The organism is Kosakonia sp. CFBP8986 (assembly GCF_034044935.1).
Taxonomy (GTDB): Bacteria; Pseudomonadota; Gammaproteobacteria; order Enterobacterales; family Enterobacteriaceae; genus Kosakonia; species Kosakonia cowanii.
The window spans coordinates 206,670-226,383 of the sequence record NZ_JAXCXB010000003.1 but is presented as its reverse complement, the minus strand read 5'-3'; the positions used below and the strand labels follow the sequence as shown (position 1 = coordinate 226,383).

At 57.2% G+C, this 19,714-nt stretch carries 20 protein-coding genes and 1 pseudogene; 10 read left to right on the top strand and 11 right to left on the bottom strand.

Features of this window, described 5'->3' with window-relative positions; all coding sequences use genetic code 11:
• Window positions 1-17: 17 nt before the first annotated feature.
• Entirely contained in the window at window positions 18-1,961 is a 1,944-nt protein-coding gene (locus tag SOM48_RS07835; RefSeq protein WP_320511745.1) for a bifunctional 2',3'-cyclic-nucleotide 2'-phosphodiesterase/3'-nucleotidase, read from the top strand.
• A gap of 35 nt (window positions 1,962-1,996) precedes the next feature.
• Here the strand turns inward: SOM48_RS07835 and SOM48_RS07830 are convergent, their stop codons facing one another.
• Complete coding sequence (locus tag SOM48_RS07830; protein WP_023478486.1) at window positions 1,997-2,392, bottom strand: winged helix-turn-helix transcriptional regulator; 396 nt, start codon at window positions 2,390-2,392, stop codon at window positions 1,997-1,999.
• Between the two features lie 83 nt (window positions 2,393-2,475).
• On the opposite strand from SOM48_RS07830, the gene SOM48_RS07825 reads away from it, so the two are divergent.
• The 3 genes from SOM48_RS07825 to SOM48_RS07815 all read left to right on the top strand — a co-directional run bounded on the left by SOM48_RS07825 (window position 2,476) and on the right by SOM48_RS07815 (window position 5,269).
• Window positions 2,476-3,324 carry an SDR family oxidoreductase gene (locus SOM48_RS07825; protein ID WP_076768991.1) on the top strand — a complete coding sequence of 283 codons (849 nt, stop codon included), beginning with the start codon at window positions 2,476-2,478 and terminating at the stop codon, window positions 3,322-3,324.
• Window positions 3,325-3,405: 81 nt separating this feature from the next.
• Window positions 3,406-4,230 (top strand): AraC family transcriptional regulator, encoded by an 825-nt coding sequence (locus SOM48_RS07820; RefSeq protein WP_054803026.1) that lies wholly within the window; start codon window positions 3,406-3,408, stop codon window positions 4,228-4,230.
• A 73-nt stretch (window positions 4,231-4,303) separates the two neighbouring features.
• Complete coding sequence (locus tag SOM48_RS07815; RefSeq protein WP_139966764.1) at window positions 4,304-5,269, top strand: DMT family transporter; 966 nt, start codon at window positions 4,304-4,306, stop codon at window positions 5,267-5,269.
• Window positions 5,270-5,296: 27 nt separating this feature from the next.
• Here SOM48_RS07815 and SOM48_RS07810 read toward each other — a convergent pair whose 3' ends face one another.
• Window positions 5,297-6,952, bottom strand: a complete 1,656-nt coding sequence (locus SOM48_RS07810) for a methyl-accepting chemotaxis protein (protein ID WP_139566759.1) — start codon at window positions 6,950-6,952, stop codon at window positions 5,297-5,299.
• Between the two features lie 273 nt (window positions 6,953-7,225).
• On the opposite strand from SOM48_RS07810, the gene ytfE reads away from it, so the two are divergent.
• Entirely contained in the window at window positions 7,226-7,891 is a 666-nt protein-coding gene (ytfE, locus tag SOM48_RS07805; RefSeq protein WP_320511744.1) for an iron-sulfur cluster repair protein YtfE, read from the top strand.
• 58 nt (window positions 7,892-7,949) lie between these two features.
• Here the strand turns inward: ytfE and cycA are convergent, their stop codons facing one another.
• A complete protein-coding gene (gene cycA / locus SOM48_RS07800; RefSeq protein WP_076768994.1) occupies window positions 7,950-9,362 on the bottom strand; it encodes a D-serine/D-alanine/glycine transporter in 1,413 nt (470 codons plus the stop codon).
• Between the two features lie 295 nt (window positions 9,363-9,657).
• A complete protein-coding gene (fklB, locus tag SOM48_RS07795; protein WP_054803029.1) occupies window positions 9,658-10,278 on the bottom strand; it encodes a BamJ family beta-barrel-assembly machinery protein in 621 nt (206 codons plus the stop codon).
• 263 nt (window positions 10,279-10,541) lie between these two features.
• On the opposite strand from fklB, the gene SOM48_RS07790 reads away from it, so the two are divergent.
• Window positions 10,542-11,183 carry a LysM-like peptidoglycan-binding domain-containing protein gene (locus SOM48_RS07790; RefSeq protein WP_139566760.1) on the top strand — a complete coding sequence of 214 codons (642 nt, stop codon included), beginning with the start codon at window positions 10,542-10,544 and terminating at the stop codon, window positions 11,181-11,183.
• 21 nt (window positions 11,184-11,204) lie between these two features.
• Here SOM48_RS07790 and SOM48_RS07785 read toward each other — a convergent pair whose 3' ends face one another.
• From SOM48_RS07785 to rpsF, 5 genes are all read right to left on the bottom strand, one after another.
• Complete coding sequence (locus tag SOM48_RS07785; RefSeq protein WP_320511743.1) at window positions 11,205-12,134, bottom strand: DMT family transporter; 930 nt, start codon at window positions 12,132-12,134, stop codon at window positions 11,205-11,207.
• 207 nt (window positions 12,135-12,341) lie between these two features.
• Entirely contained in the window at window positions 12,342-12,791 is a 450-nt protein-coding gene (rplI, locus tag SOM48_RS07780; protein ID WP_042711846.1) for a 50S ribosomal protein L9, read from the bottom strand.
• 41 nt (window positions 12,792-12,832) lie between these two features.
• Complete coding sequence (gene rpsR / locus SOM48_RS07775; protein ID WP_005974788.1) at window positions 12,833-13,060, bottom strand: 30S ribosomal protein S18; 228 nt, start codon at window positions 13,058-13,060, stop codon at window positions 12,833-12,835.
• 4 nt (window positions 13,061-13,064) lie between these two features.
• Entirely contained in the window at window positions 13,065-13,379 is a 315-nt protein-coding gene (priB, locus tag SOM48_RS07770; RefSeq protein ID WP_023478447.1) for a primosomal replication protein N, read from the bottom strand.
• Window positions 13,380-13,385: 6 nt separating this feature from the next.
• A complete protein-coding gene (rpsF, locus tag SOM48_RS07765; protein ID WP_023478405.1) occupies window positions 13,386-13,781 on the bottom strand; it encodes a 30S ribosomal protein S6 in 396 nt (131 codons plus the stop codon).
• 266 nt (window positions 13,782-14,047) lie between these two features.
• Between rpsF and SOM48_RS07760 the strand changes: the two are divergent.
• A pseudogene (locus SOM48_RS07760) lies at window positions 14,048-14,233 on the top strand (hypothetical protein); the annotation flags it as partial.
• A gap of 10 nt (window positions 14,234-14,243) precedes the next feature.
• On the opposite strand, the gene yjfP reads toward SOM48_RS07760, so the two are convergent.
• Window positions 14,244-14,993 carry an esterase gene (yjfP, locus tag SOM48_RS07755; RefSeq protein ID WP_320511739.1) on the bottom strand — a complete coding sequence of 250 codons (750 nt, stop codon included), beginning with the start codon at window positions 14,991-14,993 and terminating at the stop codon, window positions 14,244-14,246.
• A 187-nt stretch (window positions 14,994-15,180) separates the two neighbouring features.
• Between yjfP and bsmA the strand changes: the two genes are divergently transcribed.
• From bsmA to SOM48_RS07740, 3 genes are all read left to right on the top strand, one after another.
• Window positions 15,181-15,510, top strand: coding sequence for a biofilm peroxide resistance protein BsmA (bsmA, locus tag SOM48_RS07750; protein WP_320511738.1), 330 nt, complete (start codon window positions 15,181-15,183; stop codon window positions 15,508-15,510).
• Between the two features lie 122 nt (window positions 15,511-15,632).
• The gene (yjfN, locus tag SOM48_RS07745; RefSeq protein ID WP_042711837.1) at window positions 15,633-15,923 is read left to right on the top strand and encodes a DUF1471 family protease activator YjfN; all 291 of its coding nucleotides are present in this window, start codon (window positions 15,633-15,635) and stop codon (window positions 15,921-15,923) included.
• A gap of 169 nt (window positions 15,924-16,092) precedes the next feature.
• Entirely contained in the window at window positions 16,093-18,027 is a 1,935-nt protein-coding gene (locus SOM48_RS07740) for a methyl-accepting chemotaxis protein (RefSeq protein WP_139566765.1), read from the top strand.
• On the opposite strand, the gene SOM48_RS07735 is transcribed toward SOM48_RS07740, so the two are convergent.
• Window positions 18,024-19,643 carry an isovaleryl-CoA dehydrogenase gene (locus SOM48_RS07735; RefSeq protein WP_320511737.1) on the bottom strand — a complete coding sequence of 540 codons (1,620 nt, stop codon included), beginning with the start codon at window positions 19,641-19,643 and terminating at the stop codon, window positions 18,024-18,026. The two genes, SOM48_RS07740 and SOM48_RS07735, sit on opposite strands and share 4 nt — an antisense overlap.
• Window positions 19,644-19,714 lie beyond the last annotated feature (71 nt).

The window sequence follows — 19,714 nt, the reverse complement described above, 5'->3', positions numbered from 1 at the left end:
CGAAAAGGACGCCTCTGATGATTAAGTTTAGTGCAACGCTTTTGGCCACGCTGATTGCGGCCAGCGCGCAAGCGGCAACGGTGGATTTACGTATTATGGAAACCACTGATTTGCATAGCAATATGATGGATTTTGACTACTACAAAGATTCGGCAACGGAAAAATTTGGCCTGGTGCGCACCGCCAGCCTGATTAATGCCGCGCGCGGTGAAGCAAAAAACAGTGTGCTGGTCGATAACGGCGACTTAATCCAGGGCAGCCCGCTGGGCGACTATATGGCGGCGAAGGGGCTGAAAAAAGGTGATATTCACCCGGTCTACAAAGCGCTGAACACCCTCGATTACGCGGTCGGCAACCTCGGTAACCACGAATTTAACTACGGGCTGGATTACCTGCATATGGCGCTGGCCGGGGCGAAATTCCCCTATGTGAACGCCAATATCATCGATGCCAAAACTAACAAGCCGCTCTTCACTCCTTATCTGATCAAAGAGACGCCGGTGGTGGATAAAGAGGGTAAAACGCACACCCTGCGTATCGGTTATATCGGCTTCGTGCCGCCACAAATTATGGTGTGGGACAAAGCCAACCTGAGCGGCAAAGTGACGGTGAACGACATCACGGAAACCGCTCGCCACTATGTGCCGGAGATGCGCGTGAAAGGCGCCGATCTGGTGGTCGTCGTTGCTCACTCCGGCCTCTCGGCGGAGCCTTACCAGGCAATGGCGGAGAACTCCGTTTACTACCTCAGCCAGGTGCCGGGCGTCGATGCGATCCTGTTTGGTCACGCGCATGCGGTCTTCCCGAGCAAGGAGTTTGCCGCCATTAAAGGCGCGGATATCAGCAAAGGGACGCTGAACGGTATTCCGGCGGTGATGCCGGGCATGTGGGGCGATCACCTCGGTGTGGTCGATCTGGTGCTGAATAACGATGCCGGTAAGTGGCAAGTGAGCGACGCGAAAGCCGAAGCGCGGCCGATTTATGACGCCGCTGCCAAGAAAGCGCTGGTCGGCGAAGATGCGAAGCTGGTGCAGATCCTCAAGCACGATCACGATGCTACCCGCGAGTTCGTCGGTAAACCGATTGGCAAATCGGCGGACAACATGTACAGCTACCTGTCGCTGGTGCAGGACGACCCGACCGTGCAGGTGCTGAACAACGCGCAGAAAGCCTATGTCGAGCACTTTATTCAGGGCGATCCGGATCTGGCAAAGCTGCCGGTGCTCTCTGCCGCCGCGCCGTTTAAAGCGGGCGGGCGTAAAAACGATCCGGCCAGCTTTGTTGAAGTGGAAAAGGGGCAGCTCACCTTCCGTAACGCCGCCGATCTCTACCTCTACCCCAATACGCTGGTGGTGGTGAAAGCGACCGGCAAAGAGGTGAAAGAGTGGCTGGAGTGCTCCGCCGGGCAGTTCAACCAGATCGATCCCAACAGCGACAAGCCGCAGAACTTAATCAACTGGGACGGGTTCCGCACCTATAACTTCGACGTTATCGACGGCGTGAAGTACCAGATTGATGTCACCCAGCCAGCGCGTTATGACGGCGAGTGCCAGAGCATCAATCCAAAGGCGGAGCGCATTAAGAACCTGACCTTTGACGGCAAGCCTATCGATCCGAATGCAGTCTTCCTCGTTGCCACCAATAACTACCGTGCTTACGGCGGCAAGTTTGCCGGTACCGGCGACAGCCATATCGCCTTTGCCTCGCCGGATGAGAACCGCGCGGTGCTGGCGAAGTGGATCAGCGATGAGACGCAGCGCGCAGGGGAAATCCACCCGGCGGCGGACAACAACTGGCGTCTGGCACCGATCAGCAGCAGCCACAAGCTGGATATTCGCTTTGAAACTGCGCCATCGGAGAAAGCGGCGGCATTTATCAAAGAGAAAGCGCAGTATCCGATGCAGAAAGTCGGCAACGACGAGATCGGTTTCGCGCTCTACAGCATCGATTTACGCAAGTAAGCAATTTACCCGCAGTCGGTAGCGGCTGCGGGTGATTACGCCACATCGCGCTCGCGGTGATGGGCCAGCACTTCGGGCAAGTTCAGCTCAATCCAGTCTGCCAGCGCGGCAACCTTTTCACTCACCTGCTCGCCGAGCGGCGTCAGGCTATATTCAACATGTGGTGGCACCACCGGAAAGGCGACGCGGTTAACAAAACCATCCTGCTCAAGCCACTGCAGGCTCTGCGCCAGCATCTTCTCACTGACGCCGCCCATCTTGCGGCGCAGATCGCTAAAGCGGTGCGTCCCTTCGCGCAGAGCGACCAGAATTAAGACACCCCAGCGGCTGGTGACGTGTTTCAGCACATCCCGGGAGGGGCACTGCTCGGCGAAGAGATTGCCGTCGCGCATCTGTTCGCTCAGGGTTTGTGGGCGAGTTTGCTGTTTCATACTTACCTTTTTGTACGTACTTACTAAAAGTTAGCTAGGGTGCTAGCCTACCACAACACTTACCCCCACGCAGGAGAAACATCATGATTGCACTCACCGGCGCCACCGGCCAACTCGGCCAGTTTGTTGTAGAAGCCCTGTTAAAAACCGTTCCCGCAAAAGAGATTGTCGCCATCGTGCGTAACCCGGCAAAAGCTGAAGCGCTCAGCAAACAAGGCCTTATTGTTCGCCAGGGCGATTACAACGATCAGGCCGCCCTCACCCAGGCGCTGGCGGGCGTCGAAAAACTGCTGCTCATCTCCAGCAGCGAAGTCGGCCAGCGCGCCGCGCAGCACCGCAATGTGATCAACGCTGCGAAAGCCGCAGGGGTGAAATTTATCGCCTACACCAGCCTGCTGCATGCCGATACCTCACCGCTTGGCCTGCACGTTGAGCATGTGGAAACCGAAAAGCTGCTCGCCGAATCCGGCATCCCGTTTGCCCTGCTGCGTAACGGCTGGTACAGCGAGAATTACCTCGCGAGCGCACCGGCGGCGCTGGCGCACGGCGTCTTCATCGGTGCGGCGGGCGAGGGTAAAATTGCCTCGGCAACGCGTGCCGATTATGCCGCTGCTGCCGCGCGTGTAATTAGCGAAGAGGGTCATGCCGGCAAGGTTTACGAACTGGCGGGCGACAAGGCCTGGACGCTGAGCGACCTGGCGGCACTGCTGAGCGAGGCCAGCGGTAAAAAGGTGGTTTACCAGAACCTGAGTGAAGCAGATTTTGCCGCCGCGCTGAAAGGCGCAGGTTTGCCGGATGGGCTGGCAGAGATGCTGGCAGATTCCGATATCGGTGCCTCGAAAGGCGGGCTGTTTGACGACAGCCAGACCCTGAGCAAACTGATCGGTCGCCCGACCACCTCGATCGCCGACAGCGTTAACGATCTGCTGTAACGTTAATAATTGGTTAAATTTTATAGCCTCTCACCGGGTCATCCCTAATAATAGAGGGCATGTTGCGGGGGGAGGTGAAGTGTGGAAGGCGTACCTGAGCAGTTTATAGATGAGCGCGACAGCGCGCGGTTTCGCCACCTGGCGCAGTTGCCGGGGGTAGAGCTGTACCATGCGCATATCTCCCGCTACGCCTTTGAGCCACATACCCATGAAGCGTTTGGCATTGGCGCGATTGAATCCGGTGCCGAGCGCTTTCGCTATCGCGGGACGCAGCATGTCGCCCCGACCAACGCGATCGTCACCATGAACCCCGATGAGATCCACACCGGCGAAGCGGTAGGTGAAGAGGGGTGGCGCTACCGCATGGTCTATCTCGACCCCGATCTGCTTGAGCAGGTGACCGGCGTGCGTCACTGGTGGTTTCGCGACGTTACGCGGCTCGATGCGCTGCGTGCCCGCCAGATCTGCGGCCATATTTATGCCCTCTGGCACACCGACGATCCGCTGGCGCAACAGGGCGTGCTGCTCGATCTGATTGATACCTTTCGCCCGCTGGCGCAGCACGCGCCGCAGCGCCCGGAAGGGGCGCACCGTTTTGAGCGGGTGCGCGAATACCTGCATGACAACTATATGCGCAGCCTGACGCTCGACGATCTGGCAAGCGTCGCGTCGCTCAGCCCCTACCATTTCCAGCGCCAGTTCAAAGCCCATTTTCACGTCACGCCGCACCAGATGCTGATGGCAATCCGCCTGTGGCGCGCCAAACATTTCCTTACCCAGGGGATGCCTGCGGCAGATGTCGCTGCCCTCACTGGCCTGACGGATCAATCCCACCTCACCCGCGCCTTCACCCTGCGCTACGGCATTACCCCGGTGCGCTACCAAAAGCAGGTTGCGCGCCGATAATGCGCAATCTCCTACAATACGCCCCCGCCCTGCTCCCCTACACTGGCGTCAACCAGATAAAAGAGGTGAAGAGATGGTAAGTGGTGTGTTGTATGCCTTGCTCGCCGGGCTGTTTTGGGGGCTGATTTTTGTCGGGCCGCTGATCGTGCCGGATTACCCGGCCGCCCTGCAATCGACGGGGCGTTACCTGGCGCTGGGGCTGATCGCGCTGCCGCTGGCGTGGCTTGGGCGCGCGCGTCTGCGCCAGCTAACGCGAAGCGACTGGTGGACGGCGCTGTGGCTCACGTTAATGGGCAATCTGATCTACTACGTCTGCCTTGCCAGCGCTATCCAGCGCACCGGTGGCCCGGTGTCGACGATGATTATCGCCACGCTGCCGGTGGTGATCCCGGTGTGTGCAAACCTGCTCTACAGCCAGCGTGACGGCAAGCTCGCATGGGGCCGTTTGCTACCAGCGCTGATTGCCATCGCTATCGGGCTGGGGTGCGTGAATGTTGCCGAACTGCGCCAGGGCATTGCGGACTTTAGCTGGAGCCGGTATGGCTCAGGCATTGCGCTGGCCTTTGTTGCGGTGGCCTGCTGGGCGTGGTATGCGCTGCGTAACGCGCGCTGGCTGCGGGAAAACCCGGATAAGAACCCGATGATGTGGGCAACGGCGCAGGCGCTGGTGACGCTGCCGTTGTCCCTGGTAGGCTATCTTGCGGCGTGTCTGTGGCTTGACGTTCAGCAGCCCGACTTCGCGCTCCCCTTCGGCCCGCGTCCGCTGTTGTTTATCGGCCTGATGTTCATCATTGCGGTGCTCTGCTCGTGGGTGGGTGCGCTGTGCTGGAACATTGCCTGCCAGCGTCTGCCGACGGTGATTGTCGGCCCGCTGATCGTCTTTGAAACCCTTGCCGGGCTGCTCTATACCTTCCTGCTGCGCCAGAGCCTGCCGCCGCTCTTAACCCTGCTCGGCATTACTCTGCTGATTGGCGGCGTGGTGATGGCAGTTGCGTCGAAACCGCAGAAAGCCCGTATCACATCCCTTGAGCAGCCATAAAAAAACCCGGCTTACGCCGGGTTTTAATCAGAAGGTTTCCCAGTTGGCTTCGTTAACGCTGGCCGCAGCCGGCGTCTTCGCCATGGCAACCGGCGAGCGCAACGCAGGACGCTGAACGTCACGGCTACGGTTAACTTTGAACACCGCAACGGTTTCGGTCAGGCGCGCAGCCTGCTCTTCCAGCGCAGCGGCCGCAGCGGCGGACTCCTGCACCAGCGAGGCGTTCTGCTGGGTCACGCGATCCATCTCGGCAACAGCCTGGCCAACCTGGTCGATACCACGGCTCTGCTCATCGGACGCGGAAGAGATTTCGCCCATGATATCCGTCACACGCGTTACCGCACTGACGATTTCAGCCATGGTTTCACCAGCTTCATGAACCAGCGCTGAACCGGCGCTTACGCGATTACCGGAGTCATCAATCAGCCCTTTAATCTCTTTCGCGGCCTGCGCGCTGCGCTGTGCCAGCGTACGCACTTCACCTGCCACTACGGCAAAACCACGGCCCTGCTCACCGGCACGGGCGGCTTCAACTGCTGCGTTCAGCGCCAGGATGTTGGTCTGGAAGGCGATACCGTCGATCACGTTGGTGATCTGGGCAATTTTGCTGGAGCTGGCGGCGATTTCGTCCATGGTACGCACCACGCCATCTACCACTTCACCGCCTTTCTTCGCGGTACCGGAGGCGTTAAGCGCCAGCTGCGTTGCCTGACGGGCGTTGTCGGCGTTCTGTTTCACCGTCGCGGTCAGCTGCTCCATGCTGGCTGCGGTCTCTTCCAGCGAGGCCGCTTGCTGCTCAGTACGCGAGGAGAGATCGTTGTTACCGATAGAGATTTCACCGGCACCGGTATAGATAGTGTCTGCGCCATCGCGCACCACGCTAACGGTTTTCACCAGCGACTGCTGCATCTCTTGCACGTTCTGCGCCAGACGCGCCATCTCGTTGGAGCCTTCGGCGTGGATCGCGTGAGTCAAATCACCGGTAGCGATATGGCGAATGTGGCCCATAACTTCATGCAGCGGCTTCAGCAGCACGCGCTGCATTGCCACCCAGCTCATGGCGATAACAGCCAGCACGACGACCATTACTGCCGCCAGGATCCAGAGAATGCGGATGTAGTCATGTTCGTTCTGCTGCACGCCGTCGCTGGCAAGCTTAGCCTGCTCGGCGCGCCAGGCACGGTAGCTCTTCTCCATCCCTTCCTGTTTTTTCTGCGCATTCTGACGGAACATATCTTCCAGCTTACCGGCCAGCAGCAGGCGGTTCATCTCGGTCAGCGTTGCGTGGTAGGTGCTGTACTGCTTCTCCAGCTCGTCAGAGAGTGCCTGGTCCATACCCGGCGTCTGCGGCAGCTTGTAGTAAATATCGTAGTGCTGCTGCGCCTGGTTAAGCAGGTTGGTGGCGTCTTGCACCAGCTCACCGAGTTGGCCACCGTTAATCTGGCTGGCGGTGCTGCTCTGTAAGCGCAGCATGCCGCGGTTCAGGGTCACACGCGCCTGGTTGAGGCTGATCCACGCATCGGTAAATTCGGATACGTTCTGGCTCGATACCTGGGAAACATTGAAGTTGTGCTTGTCATTGTTTAGCGCACTAATGAAAACGCCAGCTGAGATCAGCTGAAGTGCGCCAAGCACAACTAAAACCATAATTAATAAAGTTATAACTTTGATACGTTTGAACATCGTCGGCCTTTATTGCGTACAGAATATTGTCAGAAGAAAGAGTATCGGCATCGATGAAAAGTTGTTTAATGTCAATAATTTGCCCTATCCAAAACTTTCCAGAAAAAGTAATTGTATTCAATGTGTTAATTTCGAAAGATTTTTTGTGATGCGTATCACGGTTTTTCACGCAAGAAAGGCATAAGAGCTACAGCGTTCTCCGTAAGGGGTATATCATCGCCATAAAGATGCATTTAAAATACAACTTATAGATTCCACGATGAGGTAACTGCTATGGCTTTCCGCGATCAACCCTTGGGCGAGCTGGCGCTCTCCATTCCCCGCGCCTCTGCTCTGTTTCGTAAATATGATATGGATTACTGCTGCGGCGGTAAGCAGACGCTGGGCCGCTCGGCGGCGCGTAAAGAGCTGGATATCGATGTCATTGAAGCCGAACTGGCGAAACTTGCTGAGCAGCCTCTCGACAAAGAGTGGCGCACGGCGCCGCTGGCAGAGATCATCGACCACATCATTGTGCGTTACCACGATCGCCACCGTGAACAGCTGCCGGAGCTGATTCTGCAAGCCAGCAAAGTGGAGCGCGTCCATGCCGATAAACCGAATGTGCCGCGCGGGTTAACCAAATACCTCACCATGCTGCATGAGGAGCTCTCCAGCCACATGATGAAGGAGGAGCAGATCCTCTTTCCGATGATTAAGCAGGGCATGGGCACGCAGGCGATGGGGCCAATCAGCGTGATGGAGAGCGAGCATGATGAGGCGGGTGAACTGCTGGAGGTGATTAAGCACACTACACAGAATGTGACGCCGCCGCCGGAAGCCTGCACCACCTGGAAGGCGATGTATAACGGTATCAACACACTGATTGATGATTTGATGGAACACATCAGCCTGGAAAATAACAATCTTTTCCCGCGTGCCCTCGCAGGTGAAAAATAAAAAGACGCCCGAGAGCGTCCTTGATATGGAAGTTTAGAGCCGCCTCGCGGCTCTTTTTTTATGGCTTGCGGTTAGCAATGCGCTTCTTACCGGCAAAGAGCCAGCCCGCGCCCAGCACCACGAACCACAGCGGCGTGACGATCAGCGCCTGGCGGGTGTCCGCTTCAAGGGTCAGCAGCACCAGCACAAACAGGAAGAACGCCATGCACACCCAGCACATTACTTTGCCGAGCGGCATCTTGTAGATCGATTTTTCGTGCAGCTGCGGGCGCTGTTTACGGTAGACCAGATACGAGCAGAGAATAATGGTCCAGACGAACATAAACAGGATCGCCGACACGGTGGTGATCATGGTGAACGCCGCAATCGCGCTCGGGTTGACATAGAGCATCACCACACCGCCCAGCAGGCAGATGCAGGAGAAGGTGAGCCCTTTCGCCGGTACCGCGCGTTTAGAGAGCTTGGCGAACGCTTTCGGTGCCACGCCATCCTGCGCCAGGCCAAACAGCATACGGCTGGTGGAGAAGACGCCGCTGTTGGCGGAAGAGGCGGCAGAAGTCAGCACCACAAAGTTGATGATGCTCGCCGCCGCCGGAATGCCGACCAGCACAAACAGCTCAACAAACGGGCTCTTATCAGCAACTACAGAACTCCACGGCGTGACCGACATAATCACGATCAGCGCGAAGACGTAGAACATGATGATACGAATCGGAATCGAGTTGATAGCGCGCGGCAGGGATTTCTCCGGATCTTTCGTCTCGGCGGCGGTCGTACCGACCAGCTCAATACCGACAAAAGCAAACACCGCTATCTGGAAACCTGCGAAGAAGCCGCTGATACCTTTCGGGAAAAAGCCCCCCTCATTCCACAGATGGCTGAAGGACGCTTCAACGCCGGTCGGCGATTTGAAATGCATCAGCACCATACCGACACCGACAATAATCAGCGCCACAATGGCGACGATTTTGATCATCGCGAACCAGAACTCCATCTCGCCGAACATTTTTACCGTCGCGAGGTTGAGGCTCAGCAGCACGACGACCACGGCCAGCGCGGCGATCCAGTCGGCAAGGCCGGGATACCAGAATTGAGCATAGGCGGTAATGGCGACCACATCCGCCATGCCGGTGACGACCCAACAGAACCAGTAGGTCCAGCCGGTAAAATACCCCGCCCACGGCCCGAGCAGGTCGGCGGCGAAGTCGCTAAAAGATTTATATTCGAGGTTGGAAAGCAGTAATTCGCCCATCGCACGCATAACGAAAAACAGCATAAAGCCGATGATCATATAAACGAAGATGATTGACGGGCCAGCGAGGCTAATTGTTTTGCCGGAACCCATAAATAAACCGGTACCAATAGCACCGCCAATAGCAATTAGCTGAATATGCCGGTTTGTAAGATTACGCCGTAGCGACTGTTCAGCCGGGGCCGCATTATCAGCGTCGGCTTTAACTTGATCTACCATGTTGTTTTCCTGTCTGTGTTGTTGGGCTCTGCTGGCCTTTACGTGTCTGCTTCGTCCTTAATGGACGCATCGATATTAGGTAAGAATCGGCGGGATGAATACTCTGAATTAAATCGAATGTTAAATATTTGTTTAAAGTGAGTGTTATATCACCTGGCAAATGCGAAACAGCTCACAAAAATACACCTGATTGTGCGCTTTGCAAGATAATATATTGCTAATAGTTCTGTTTACCAACGATCCGCGAAGTCAGAAACCCTCTCCTCTGTTAAAAGAGAGGGCTTCACGCTGGAGCTTACAGAATTTCCAGCAGTTCCACTTCAAACACCAGCGTGCTGAATGGCGGGATGGATGCGCCAGCGCCGCGCTCGCCGTAAGCGAGGTTGTGCGGAATGGTCAGTTCCCATTTGGAGCCAACCGGCATCAGCGTCAGGGCTTCGATCCAGCCTGCGATTACGCCGTTAACCGGGAATTCAGCCGGTTCGCCGCGCGCGACGGAGCTGTCAAATACGGTGCCGTCAATCAGCTTACCGGTGTAGTGTACGCGTACGCGGTCGGTGCGCGCCGGGATAGCGCCTTCGCCCTGGGTGATCACGCGGAATTGCAGACCGGATTCGGTGCTGTTAACGCCTTCGCGCTCGCGGTTTTCATCAAGGTATTTCACGCCTTCTGCCGCCATCTCTTCGAAACGGGAGCGACGAACCGCGTCAGCACGTTCGTGGATTTCACGCAGCGCGCGATGAACAACGTCTACCGGTACAGCAGGCTGTTTGCCCGCCAGCGCATCGGCAATACCCGCGACCAGCGCTTCCGGTAACAGCCCCTCTAACCCGGATTCGCTCAGCTGCTGTCCTACCTGCAAACCAATGCCGTAGCTGGCTTGCGCTTCGATCGTGTCAAAAGTTGGGGTGGTCATGGGTTTTCCTTCCATCGCTTTTTAAAGTAGCGCGCAGCATAACAGCCGCCCTGGGCCGGGCACAACTTTGTCACGGGAAAGATGACAAAAGGGCGCGAAAGGGAAAGAATGGTTCACGTTAGCAAAACCCTGCATTGTGGTGTCAAAATAGTACTTTATATGGGCTTTCATGCGCTTAAACGCCGCGAACGCCAATGCAGGAAGAGAAAGTGTATATACTCAACGAGACAGGATATTAAATGACGCGGAGCAGGAGGAGAGCCATGCCCGGGCGATTTGAACTGAAACCTACCCTTGCGAAGATCTGGCATGCCCCGGACAATTTTCGCCTGATGGACCCGCTCCCGCCCCTTCACCGTCGCGGCCTGATTCTGGCGGCGCTGCTGGTTATTATCGGCTTTCTGCTGCCGACAACGGATGAGAGCGTGCCGCAGCGCAGCGGTGAGGCGCGCGATGCGCAGCTCGATCTGCAAAACTCGCCGAATGTCGCGCCGCCGCAGGTGGTCAACGACCCGCAGCTCAACGCACCCAGCGCGGAAGCGTCGATGCAGCAGCAGGAGTCGATTGAGCAGCAGCCTTCCACTGAGCAGCAGCCCACCGCAGAGCAAAACAGCCAGCCGCTGGCGACCAATAGCGGCATTGAGCAGCAGTGGCGCACCTACCGGGTGGGCGAAGGGAAAACCCTCGCGCAGCTCTTTCGCGATCATAATCTGCCGCCAACGGATGTCTACGCGATGGCGAAGGTTGAGGGCGACGGCAAGCCGCTCAGCAATCTGCAAAGCGGCCAGATGGTGAAGATCCGCCAGAACGCCAGCGGCGTGGTCACTGGCCTGACGATTGAGACCAGCGGCCAGCAGGTGCTCTTTACCCGCCAGCCGGACGGCAGCTTTATCCGCGCCCGCTAAACCTCGAGCGCCGGGCAGCGATCACCCGGCGCGCTTATTGACCCACGCGATCCCCGTACAGACCAGCACCAGCGCAACAGCGTATTTCCACTCCAGAATATTCTCGCCGAGGAAGATGGCCGACAGCACCGAGCCCGCCACCGGTATCACAAAGTTGAAGGGCGCGATCATGCTGACGCGGTTCACTTTCAGCAGCGCGCTCCACAGGGCAAACGCCACCGAAGAGAGCAGCGTCAGGTAGGCGAGCACCGCGACTGCCGCCGCGCTATCCACCGCCAGCTTTCCTCCCGTAAGATAGCCGCCCGCCAGCAGCGCCAGGCCGCCTATCGCCAGCTGCCAGCCGGTCATCACCGTCGGATCGACCGTTTGCGAAATCCGCTTACCGTACAGCGTGGCGGCAGAGAGGATAAACGCCGCCAGAATGACAAAGCCGTCGCCCTGCCAGACAAAGCGAAAATCCGCCAGCCCGCCGTGGAAGTTCACCAGCATCACGCCAGCAAAGCCCAGTACGCAGCCGAGCGTTTTGTTGTAGCTCAGCTTGTCATTGTGATAGATGAAGTGCGCCAGCAGGACGCTGAAGAAGGTGCCGGTAGCATTCATGATCGATCCGTTCACCCCCGTCGTATAGGCAAGGCCAATATAAAAGAAGGTGTATTGCAGCGAGGTCTGGGTCAGCCCGAGCAGCGTCAGTTGTCCAAACTGCGAAGCGCTTAGCCTGGCGATCGGTTTACGCTGCGCTAGCGCGAACAGCAGCAGTAGCGCTCCGGCAAAGAGAAAACGGTACCCGGCGAACACCACTTTGGAGGGGATGTCGTCGGTAGCGATATGGAACAGTTCATAACCGATTTTGATCGCCGGGTAGGAGCTACCCCATAACAGACAGCAGAGCGTGGCGCAGGCGTAAGCGATATGACGACGGGCAAAAACGGGGGTGGGCAGAGGGGAGTCCATGGCTAATCTCAAAAATAAAATTGCGTTTCAATTTAGTATCTGAGAATGCAGCGCAAATAGCTACCGGGAAAGGCGGGAATTGTGGGCGGGGCAGAAAAGCAAAACGCCGGCACAAGGCCGGCGCTTCGTCTCTTATTGTCGTTCATGTTGCAGAGGCGTAAGCGCCTGCAGACCCGAACAACTCAGAGCGCAGTGAAGAGTAAAAAATTACTCAGCAACTACGTTTACAGTCAGCTTAGCGAATACTTCGCTGTGAACCTGGAAGTCCACTTCGTGCTCACCGGTGGTACGCAGAACGCCGTTCGGCATACGAACTTCGCTCTTCGCCACTTTAACGCCAGCTGCAGTTACAGCGTCAGCGATATCGCGGGTACCGATGGAACCGAACAGTTTACCTTCGTCGCCTGCTTTAGACGCGATGGTAACGGTGCCCAGTGCATTGATTTGCTCAGCACGAGCGTTAGCAGCCGCCAGAACGTCAGCCAGTTTGGCTTCCAGCTCAGCGCGACGTGCTTCGAAATACTCAACGTTTTTCTTGGTAGCCGGAACAGCTTTACCCTGCGGTACCAGGAAGTTACGAGCGTAGCCCGCTTTAACGTTAACCTGATCACCCAGGCTACCCAGGTTTGCTACTTTATCAAGCAGAATAACTTGCATTACCTTATCCTCTCAAAGTCGTATTAATGGACCGTGACCGATTACTGATGACGATCAGTGTACGGCAGCAGGGACAGGTAGCGAGCGCGTTTGATAGCGCGTGCCAGCTGACGCTGATATTTTGCACGGGTACCGGTGATACGGCTCGGGACAATCTTACCGCTTTCGGTGATGTAGTTTTTCAGCGTAGCGATATCTTTGTAATCAATCTCAACAACGCCTTCCGCGGTGAAACGGCAGAACTTGCGACGACGGAAATAACGTGCCATTTGGCTAGTCTCCAGAATCTATCAATTCAATCTGCTCGGCATGCAGAACCATTTTGCTCAGGCCGTTCTTTGCCTTGTGGCAACTGATGAACCCCTGAACGGTTACTGCGCTACCGACCGTTATACTGTGAGTAATGGCCTGGTTCTCCTGCCCGCTGATTATTACAGGCATTTGGCACCACGCCTGCCGGTGAAAACCGGCTTCCTCCTGCACAGAGCGGTGCTCAAGCACGAACTGGCAGTGTGGAATTCCTGACGGGCTGACCTTTCGCAGCGGCGTCCTGCACACGGTGCCGGACAACACCAGACGGTTGGTCATCAGGAATTACTCTTCAGAATCCCCAGCATCTGCATCATCTGCGGTTTCATTTGCGAAATCATCGCGACGCTCACGGCGCTCGTCTTTCGCTTTAACCATCGGAGATGCTTCGGTTACCGCGTTCTTAGTACGCATAACCATGCTACGGATAACGGCGTCGTTGAAGCGGAAGTTTGTTTCCAGCTCATCGATCGCTTCCTGCGGCGCTTCAACGTTCATCAGAACGTAGTGTGCTTTGTGCAGTTTATTGATCGGGTAAGCCAGCTGACGGCGGCCCCAGTCTTCCAGACGGTGGATCGTACCTTCTGCTGCAGTGATTGCACCAGTGTAACGTTCGATCATGCCCGGAACCTGTTCGCTCTGGTCAGGATGGACCATAAAAACGATTTCGTAATGACGCATCGAATTGCTCCTTACGGATTATTCAGCCTCCTGTCTGGGTCAGCCGAGGCCCGGGGAGGCAAGGAACGTGTTAAAGGTCGGCTGAAAAATTGACGCGTCATAATACTGGCGTCACCCCAGGAACTCAAGGTGAATTGCACAATTAATTCGCACTAAGCGCCAAGAGAAGCCGCCACGGCGAATTACACTTAACCAGCGCACCTCATAACCTAAGGAGAAGAGATGTACAGGCGATAGTTCCCGAAGACGTACTGGAGCGTAACATCATGAAATACATCGCACTTTTACTAGCAACCCTGCTGCTTAGCGCCCAGGCTAGCGCAGCGATCGCCCCGCCCCCACCGCAAGCCCGCAATATGGATGACGTGCAGAGCTTAGGTGTTATCTATATTAATCATAACCTTACCGACGAAAGCGACGCCGAACCGGTGTTGATTCAACGTCCGGATGCCGCCCCGCCGCTTAAAGATGACGGCTGAAGAAGCCGACCGTCGCCTCCAGCGCTTGCGGCGTAATACGATGAGCAACCCCCGCTTCCCACAGAGTGGTAAGCCTGGCGTCACGCTGTTCGTCGGCCAGCGCCTGCTGTAATCGGAAGGATTCAGCTGCGGGCACGACATCATCCGCTTCGCCATGCCACAGCAGCAGCGGGCGATCGGCAACTCTCTCCAGCTGGCCCGTCACTTCCCATTTCGCCAGCGGCGCGAGAATAGCGTCGAATATTTCCTGCTGCGCGGCGTTAGTGACTTCAAGTGGCGGGAACAGCGTGCGGGCAAGAGAGGTGAAGTAGCCCGATCCCATCAGGCTGGCGACGCAGCGCACCTCCGGGTGACGGGTCATAATGCCCAGCGCCGTCATGCCGCCCATGGATGCGCCGCCCACCGCCAGCCGGTTATCTTCAATCAGATTGCGCTGGTGCAGCGCATCACGCAGCGCAGCAAACTCTTCAAGATTGCCCTGCAAAATTTGCCAGAACTGACGCAAGCGGCGCTCAGCGTTGCCGCTAAAGCGCGCGCCATGATCGGGCGCGTCGGGCATGATCACGCGAAAACCCGCCTGCGCCAGCGCGACGGCGAAGTAGCTGTAAACCAGCTTTGATGAGGTGAAGCCGTGGTAGAACACGACGCAGGGGAGCGGTTGTTGCCCTTTTCCGGCCGGGAAGGCGTGCAGCGCCTCATTACCTGCAAAGTGGTCTGTCTGAATTTCAATCATTTTTCCCTCCGTGATCTATAGTGCAGATATGCCACCCGCAGCGCGCTGGCGCAAGCCAGATTCCGCATAAGCATTGCGCATGATGAGAGCCAGATTACGCTTTCAAAACACTTTCATTCGAAATCAGTGCTCAAGCTAACACTTCGGGAACATCACCCCCAAAGTGAAACCCATCAGGAACTACACTATGGCTATCAGTAGAGATAAGAAACCGATGCGCGCCCTGCTGCCGCTGTTGTTTGTCCTGCTTGTCAGCGGCTGTGCCGCGCTGGAAGGCAAACCGCAACCTGCGCCTCCGGCCACGGAAACGCCGCAAGAGATCAGTCGAAATCAGACGCAGGGATTGCGGGAGATCGGGGCGGTTAACGTCACAGTAATGGGCTCGCCCATGGATGTCGAAACAGCGCTCAAAGCCAAAGCCTCCGAGGCGAAAGCAGACTATTACGTCATCATAATGATGGATGACAGCGTATTCCCCGGCCGTTGGTATGGTCGCGCCCTGCTTTATCGATCGTAGCGAGGTATTGATTTTAAGGACTTTTACACTGCTTTGCGTCCATTGATGTTCTTCTGTGCACTATTGGGTTCTGACTTCTCTTGTGCGTAAGGAAGCCCCGATCCAACTCGGGGTAGCGAAAAATGGAGCTGACGACAATGAAACAATCTCTCGCCTTAAACTCGCTGTTACTCTCTGCCGGTATGTTGCACACCACCGCGCAGTCCGCCGAGTTCGCCTGCGCCGATCGCGTGACGGGGCTTAACGAAATTGGCCTTATTTCGGTCGATAACGTCGCCGGCAGCCAGCAAGATGTTGAGCGTGTCATTGCCCTGAAAGCGGATGAACAGGGTGCTTCCTGGTATCGCATTATTCGCATGCAGGAGGCGATGCAGGTTGATTCATGGCAGGTGCAGGCGATCCTCTACGCCTGAGTGTTGTCAATAAAAGCCACCAAATCAGGGCGTTTCTTTATGCCCCTACTTTCTTTAAGATTATGTTATTCGGGTGATACATCCGTGTAACATATTGTTACAAATCTACGCTAAATGTTGTCCGCTCCCTGCCGTTAAGGAGGCTCACACATACAAAAACGGACACATTATGAGCGCCCTCTTTCGTCGTGCCAGCCTTGGTGCAAAGCTCTCTTTGCTGACTGGTGCAAGCGTTGCGACGCTATTTCTCTTATTTACCTTTCTGATGAGTAACAACGCCAGCCAACAGCTGGAAACGCTGGCTATGGAAGATCTGCACAGCCAGTCTACCGGCGTGGTCGACATGGTAGAGATGTTCAACAGCAGCCTCACTGAAGAAGTTGAGAGCTACACCCGATTGTTTGGCAGTTTCCTGCCGCAGCCGCTTGCCATTGATCCGCAACAGCGCCGCGAGATTAACGGCATCGACGTTCCGCTGCTGAAAGCCGGTGACGTTGAGCTGCACAACAACAACGCCATTCCCGATGATTTCCTTAACCGCACCGGCGCGATTGCCACCCTCTTCGTGCGCAGCGGCAACGAATTTGTGCGTGTTGCCACGTCTCTGCGTAAAGAGAATGGCGATCGCGCGATCGGCACCAAGCTTGATCCCGCCGGCCCGGCGTTTGCTCCGGTGATGAAAGGTGAGGTCTATCGCGGCCTCGCGCTGCTGTTCGGCAAGCGCTATATCACCCAGTACCAGCCGGTAAAAGATGCCAGCGGCAATACCATCGCTATTCTGTTTGTCGGCGTCGATATCACCCGCTCCTGGCAGGTGATGCGCGGCAAAATTCTTGGACGCAAACTGGGCGAGAGCGGGCACTTCTTCGTGATTGACCGCAATCCGGGGAAAAACCTCGGCAACTACCTGTTCCACGGTGACCAGGAAGGCAAACGTCCGCAGTGGAGCGAAAGCGATCTACAGGCGGTGCTGAACAACGAGAGCGGCACCCTGACACAACAGAGCGCGGATGGCCGCACGCTGTTGCTCTCCTACACCGCACTGCCCGGCTGGAACTGGGCGGTCGTGGGTGAAGTGGATAAAGCCACGCTGCTGCACGATGTAAACGCGATGCGTAACCAGTTCCTGCTGGCGGGCGTGATCGTCTCCCTGCTCTTCGCGACGATGTTTGTGGTGATTATTCGCCGCTGGCTGTCGCGCCCGCTGCGTAGCGTGATCGATCTGGCACAGCAGTATGCCGCAGGCGATCTGCGCGCCACGCTGGCAGTGGATCGTCACGATGAAGTCGGAGAGCTGATCGCCGCGATCAATGGCATCGGCGATGGGCTGCATAAAATTGTGCTGCAGGTGCGTGAATCCGCCGCCGAGATCAACCTCGGCACCAATGCGCTGGCCGCCGACAGCAGTGAGATCAGCGATCAAATCAATAAGCAGGCCAGCAGCGTCGAAGAGACCTCCGCCAGCATGGAGCAGATTGCCGCTACCGTGCAGCAAAATGCCGCCAATATGGAGCAGACTCAGCACCTGGTAAATGAAACCACCGACGCGGTGAAAAAAGGCGGTCAGACCGTCGAACACTCCGTTGAGACAATGGAAGATATTCGCGCCGCTTCACAGCGTATCGCCGATATTACCCATGTGATCGAGTCAATTGCCTTCCAGACCAACATCCTCGCGCTTAACGCGGCGGTGGAAGCGGCGCGCGCAGGCGAACATGGCAAAGGCTTTGCCGTTGTTGCCCAGGAAGTTCGCGCCCTGGCGGCACGCAGTGCTAACGCGGTGAAAGAGATCGACGCGCTGATTGGCGATACGCTGAAAAAAGTGGGCGAAGGTCACTCTCAGTCGGAAGCGACCCGCATCGCGATGCAGGCGATCATCAATCACATGAACAATATCAACCAGTTGGTGCATGAGATTAACCATGCTTCCCATGAGCAGTCTGCCGGGATTAATCAGGTGAACCTGGCGATGACGCACATTGGCGATGCCACGCACATCAACGCCGGACGCGTGACCCAGAGTGAAGAGACCGCGCGCATTCTGCGTGAAAAAGGGGCGCATCTGAGCGAGCTGGTCAGCCTGTTCCGCTTAAAAATGGATTAATGGGCTCCGCCCGTGGCGCGCAGCAGCAGGTCACTTTTGACCTGTTCATCCAGTCGCGACGCGCCGCGGGTATCAAGCATCATCTGGCACCACGCCTGCGCTATTGGCGGCGATGCGTGCCGCAGCATTTGCGCACCGACGCCCAGTAGCCAGAGCTGCTGGGTAATCTCCCGCCCTTGCGCCTCGTCCGGCTTACGCAGCCGCGGCTGGAGCTGCCGCCAGGCGCGTTCGAAATGACGATCCCGCCCTTTTACTGCTGCAAACTCTTCGCTTAATAGCGCCAGCACGCCCGGCTGTTTGGCCAGCACGCGCAGCACATCCAGGCACATCACGTTTCCCGAACCTTCCCAAATACTGTTGACCGGCACTTCGCGGTAGAGCCGCGGTAGTTCGCTCTCTTCGCAGTAACCGATACCGCCCAGCACCTCCATCGCTTCGGCGACGAACGGTATGCCGCTTTTACACACCGCGAACTTCGCCACCGGCGTAAAGAGGCGCGCCCATAACGCTTCCTGAGCATCCGCCCGGTTATCCCATGCGCGGGCGAGGCGAAAGATCATCGCCGTTTGCCCCTCAAGTTGCAGTGCCATGCGGCTGAGCACGTCGCGCATTAGGGGCTGATCGACAAGGTTTTTGCCAAACGCCTGGCGGTGATGGGCATGATAGAGCGCCACGGAGAAGGCGCGGCGCATCAGGCCGTGGCTGCCGAGGGCGCAGTCAAAGCGCGTCAGTCCGCCCATTTTGAGGATCTGGCGTACGCCGTCGCCCTCTTCACCCAGCAGCCAGCCGCAGGCGTCAACAAACTCCGCTTCGCTACTGGCGTTCGAACGGTTGCCAAGCTTCTCTTTGAGCCGCTCGAGGCGCACGCCGTTACGCTCACCGTCCGGCAGAAAGCGCGGCACAAAGAAGCAGGAGAGGCCGCCCGGCGTCTGCGCCAGCACTAAGTGCGCATCGCTTTGCGGCACCGAAAAGAACCACTTATGCCCCACCAGCCGGTAGTGATCGCCGCTCTTCTCCGCCCGCGTGGTGTTACTCAACACATCGGAGCCGCCCTGCTTCTCCGTCATCCCCATGCCGATAAGCAGCCCGCGCTTCTCCCCGCCCGGCAGCAGATGGGGATCGTAACGATCGCTGAGCAGCGGTTGCTGCCAGCCTGCAAAAGCAGCGGGAAGTGCCTGCTGCAATAGTGGCGTGGCGGCAAAGGTCATGGTGATGGGGCACAGCGTGCCGGACTCCACCTGCGCATGGAGCACGAAACGGGCGCTGCGCGCGACAAACGATCCGGCGCGCGCCTGCTCTTCCCACGCCAGGTTATGGACGCGGTTGCTGCACAGTCCCTGCATCAAAAGGTGCCAGGCCGGGTGGAAGCGCACATCATCCAGCCGCTCGCCGGTGCTGCTGTAGCGCAGCAGTTCCGGTGGATAGGCATTTGCCAGCCGACCGAGTTCAAGAGATTCTGCCGTGCCGAGCTGCTGGCCGATGCTGGCGAGCAGTTCTGCATCCCACGCCGCGCCCTCGCGCATCACTGCGTCGTAGAGGGGACGGTCAGACAGAAACAGGTTGCTGTTATGCAGGGGAATGGGTTGGTTAAAAACGGTGTGCGTTTGCCAGCGCATGCTCTCGCCCTCCTTCAATGGCCACGCCGCTAAGTATGGACAGCCCGCGTTGGCGCTGCATGGGAGGGGGG

Excerpts from the sequence above, each read along its gene's own strand:
- SOM48_RS07835 (WP_320511745.1), top strand. The coding sequence starts at position 18 with ATGATTAAGTTTAGTGCAACGCTTTTGGCCACGCTGATTGCGGCCAGC.
- SOM48_RS07830 (WP_023478486.1), bottom strand. The coding sequence starts at position 2,392 with ATGAAACAGCAAACTCGCCCACAAACCCTGAGCGAACAGATGCGCGAC.
- SOM48_RS07825 (WP_076768991.1), top strand. The coding sequence starts at position 2,476 with ATGATTGCACTCACCGGCGCCACCGGCCAACTCGGCCAGTTTGTTGTA.
- SOM48_RS07815 (WP_139966764.1), top strand. The coding sequence starts at position 4,304 with ATGGTAAGTGGTGTGTTGTATGCCTTGCTCGCCGGGCTGTTTTGGGGG.
- SOM48_RS07810 (WP_139566759.1), bottom strand. The coding sequence starts at position 6,952 with ATGTTCAAACGTATCAAAGTTATAACTTTATTAATTATGGTTTTAGTT.
- ytfE (WP_320511744.1), top strand. The coding sequence starts at position 7,226 with ATGGCTTTCCGCGATCAACCCTTGGGCGAGCTGGCGCTCTCCATTCCC.
- cycA (WP_076768994.1), bottom strand. The coding sequence starts at position 9,362 with ATGGTAGATCAAGTTAAAGCCGACGCTGATAATGCGGCCCCGGCTGAA.
- fklB (WP_054803029.1), bottom strand. The coding sequence starts at position 10,278 with ATGACCACCCCAACTTTTGACACGATCGAAGCGCAAGCCAGCTACGGC.
- SOM48_RS07790 (WP_139566760.1), top strand. The coding sequence starts at position 10,542 with ATGCCCGGGCGATTTGAACTGAAACCTACCCTTGCGAAGATCTGGCAT.
- SOM48_RS07785 (WP_320511743.1), bottom strand. The coding sequence starts at position 12,134 with ATGGACTCCCCTCTGCCCACCCCCGTTTTTGCCCGTCGTCATATCGCT.
- rplI (WP_042711846.1), bottom strand. The coding sequence starts at position 12,791 with ATGCAAGTTATTCTGCTTGATAAAGTAGCAAACCTGGGTAGCCTGGGT.
- rpsR (WP_005974788.1), bottom strand. The coding sequence starts at position 13,060 with ATGGCACGTTATTTCCGTCGTCGCAAGTTCTGCCGTTTCACCGCGGAA.
- priB (WP_023478447.1), bottom strand. The coding sequence starts at position 13,379 with ATGACCAACCGTCTGGTGTTGTCCGGCACCGTGTGCAGGACGCCGCTG.
- rpsF (WP_023478405.1), bottom strand. The coding sequence starts at position 13,781 with ATGCGTCATTACGAAATCGTTTTTATGGTCCATCCTGACCAGAGCGAA.
- yjfP (WP_320511739.1), bottom strand. The coding sequence starts at position 14,993 with ATGATTGAAATTCAGACAGACCACTTTGCAGGTAATGAGGCGCTGCAC.
- bsmA (WP_320511738.1), top strand. The coding sequence starts at position 15,181 with ATGGCTATCAGTAGAGATAAGAAACCGATGCGCGCCCTGCTGCCGCTG.
- yjfN (WP_042711837.1), top strand. The coding sequence starts at position 15,633 with ATGGAGCTGACGACAATGAAACAATCTCTCGCCTTAAACTCGCTGTTA.
- SOM48_RS07740 (WP_139566765.1), top strand. The coding sequence starts at position 16,093 with ATGAGCGCCCTCTTTCGTCGTGCCAGCCTTGGTGCAAAGCTCTCTTTG.
- SOM48_RS07735 (WP_320511737.1), bottom strand. The coding sequence starts at position 19,643 with ATGCGCTGGCAAACGCACACCGTTTTTAACCAACCCATTCCCCTGCAT.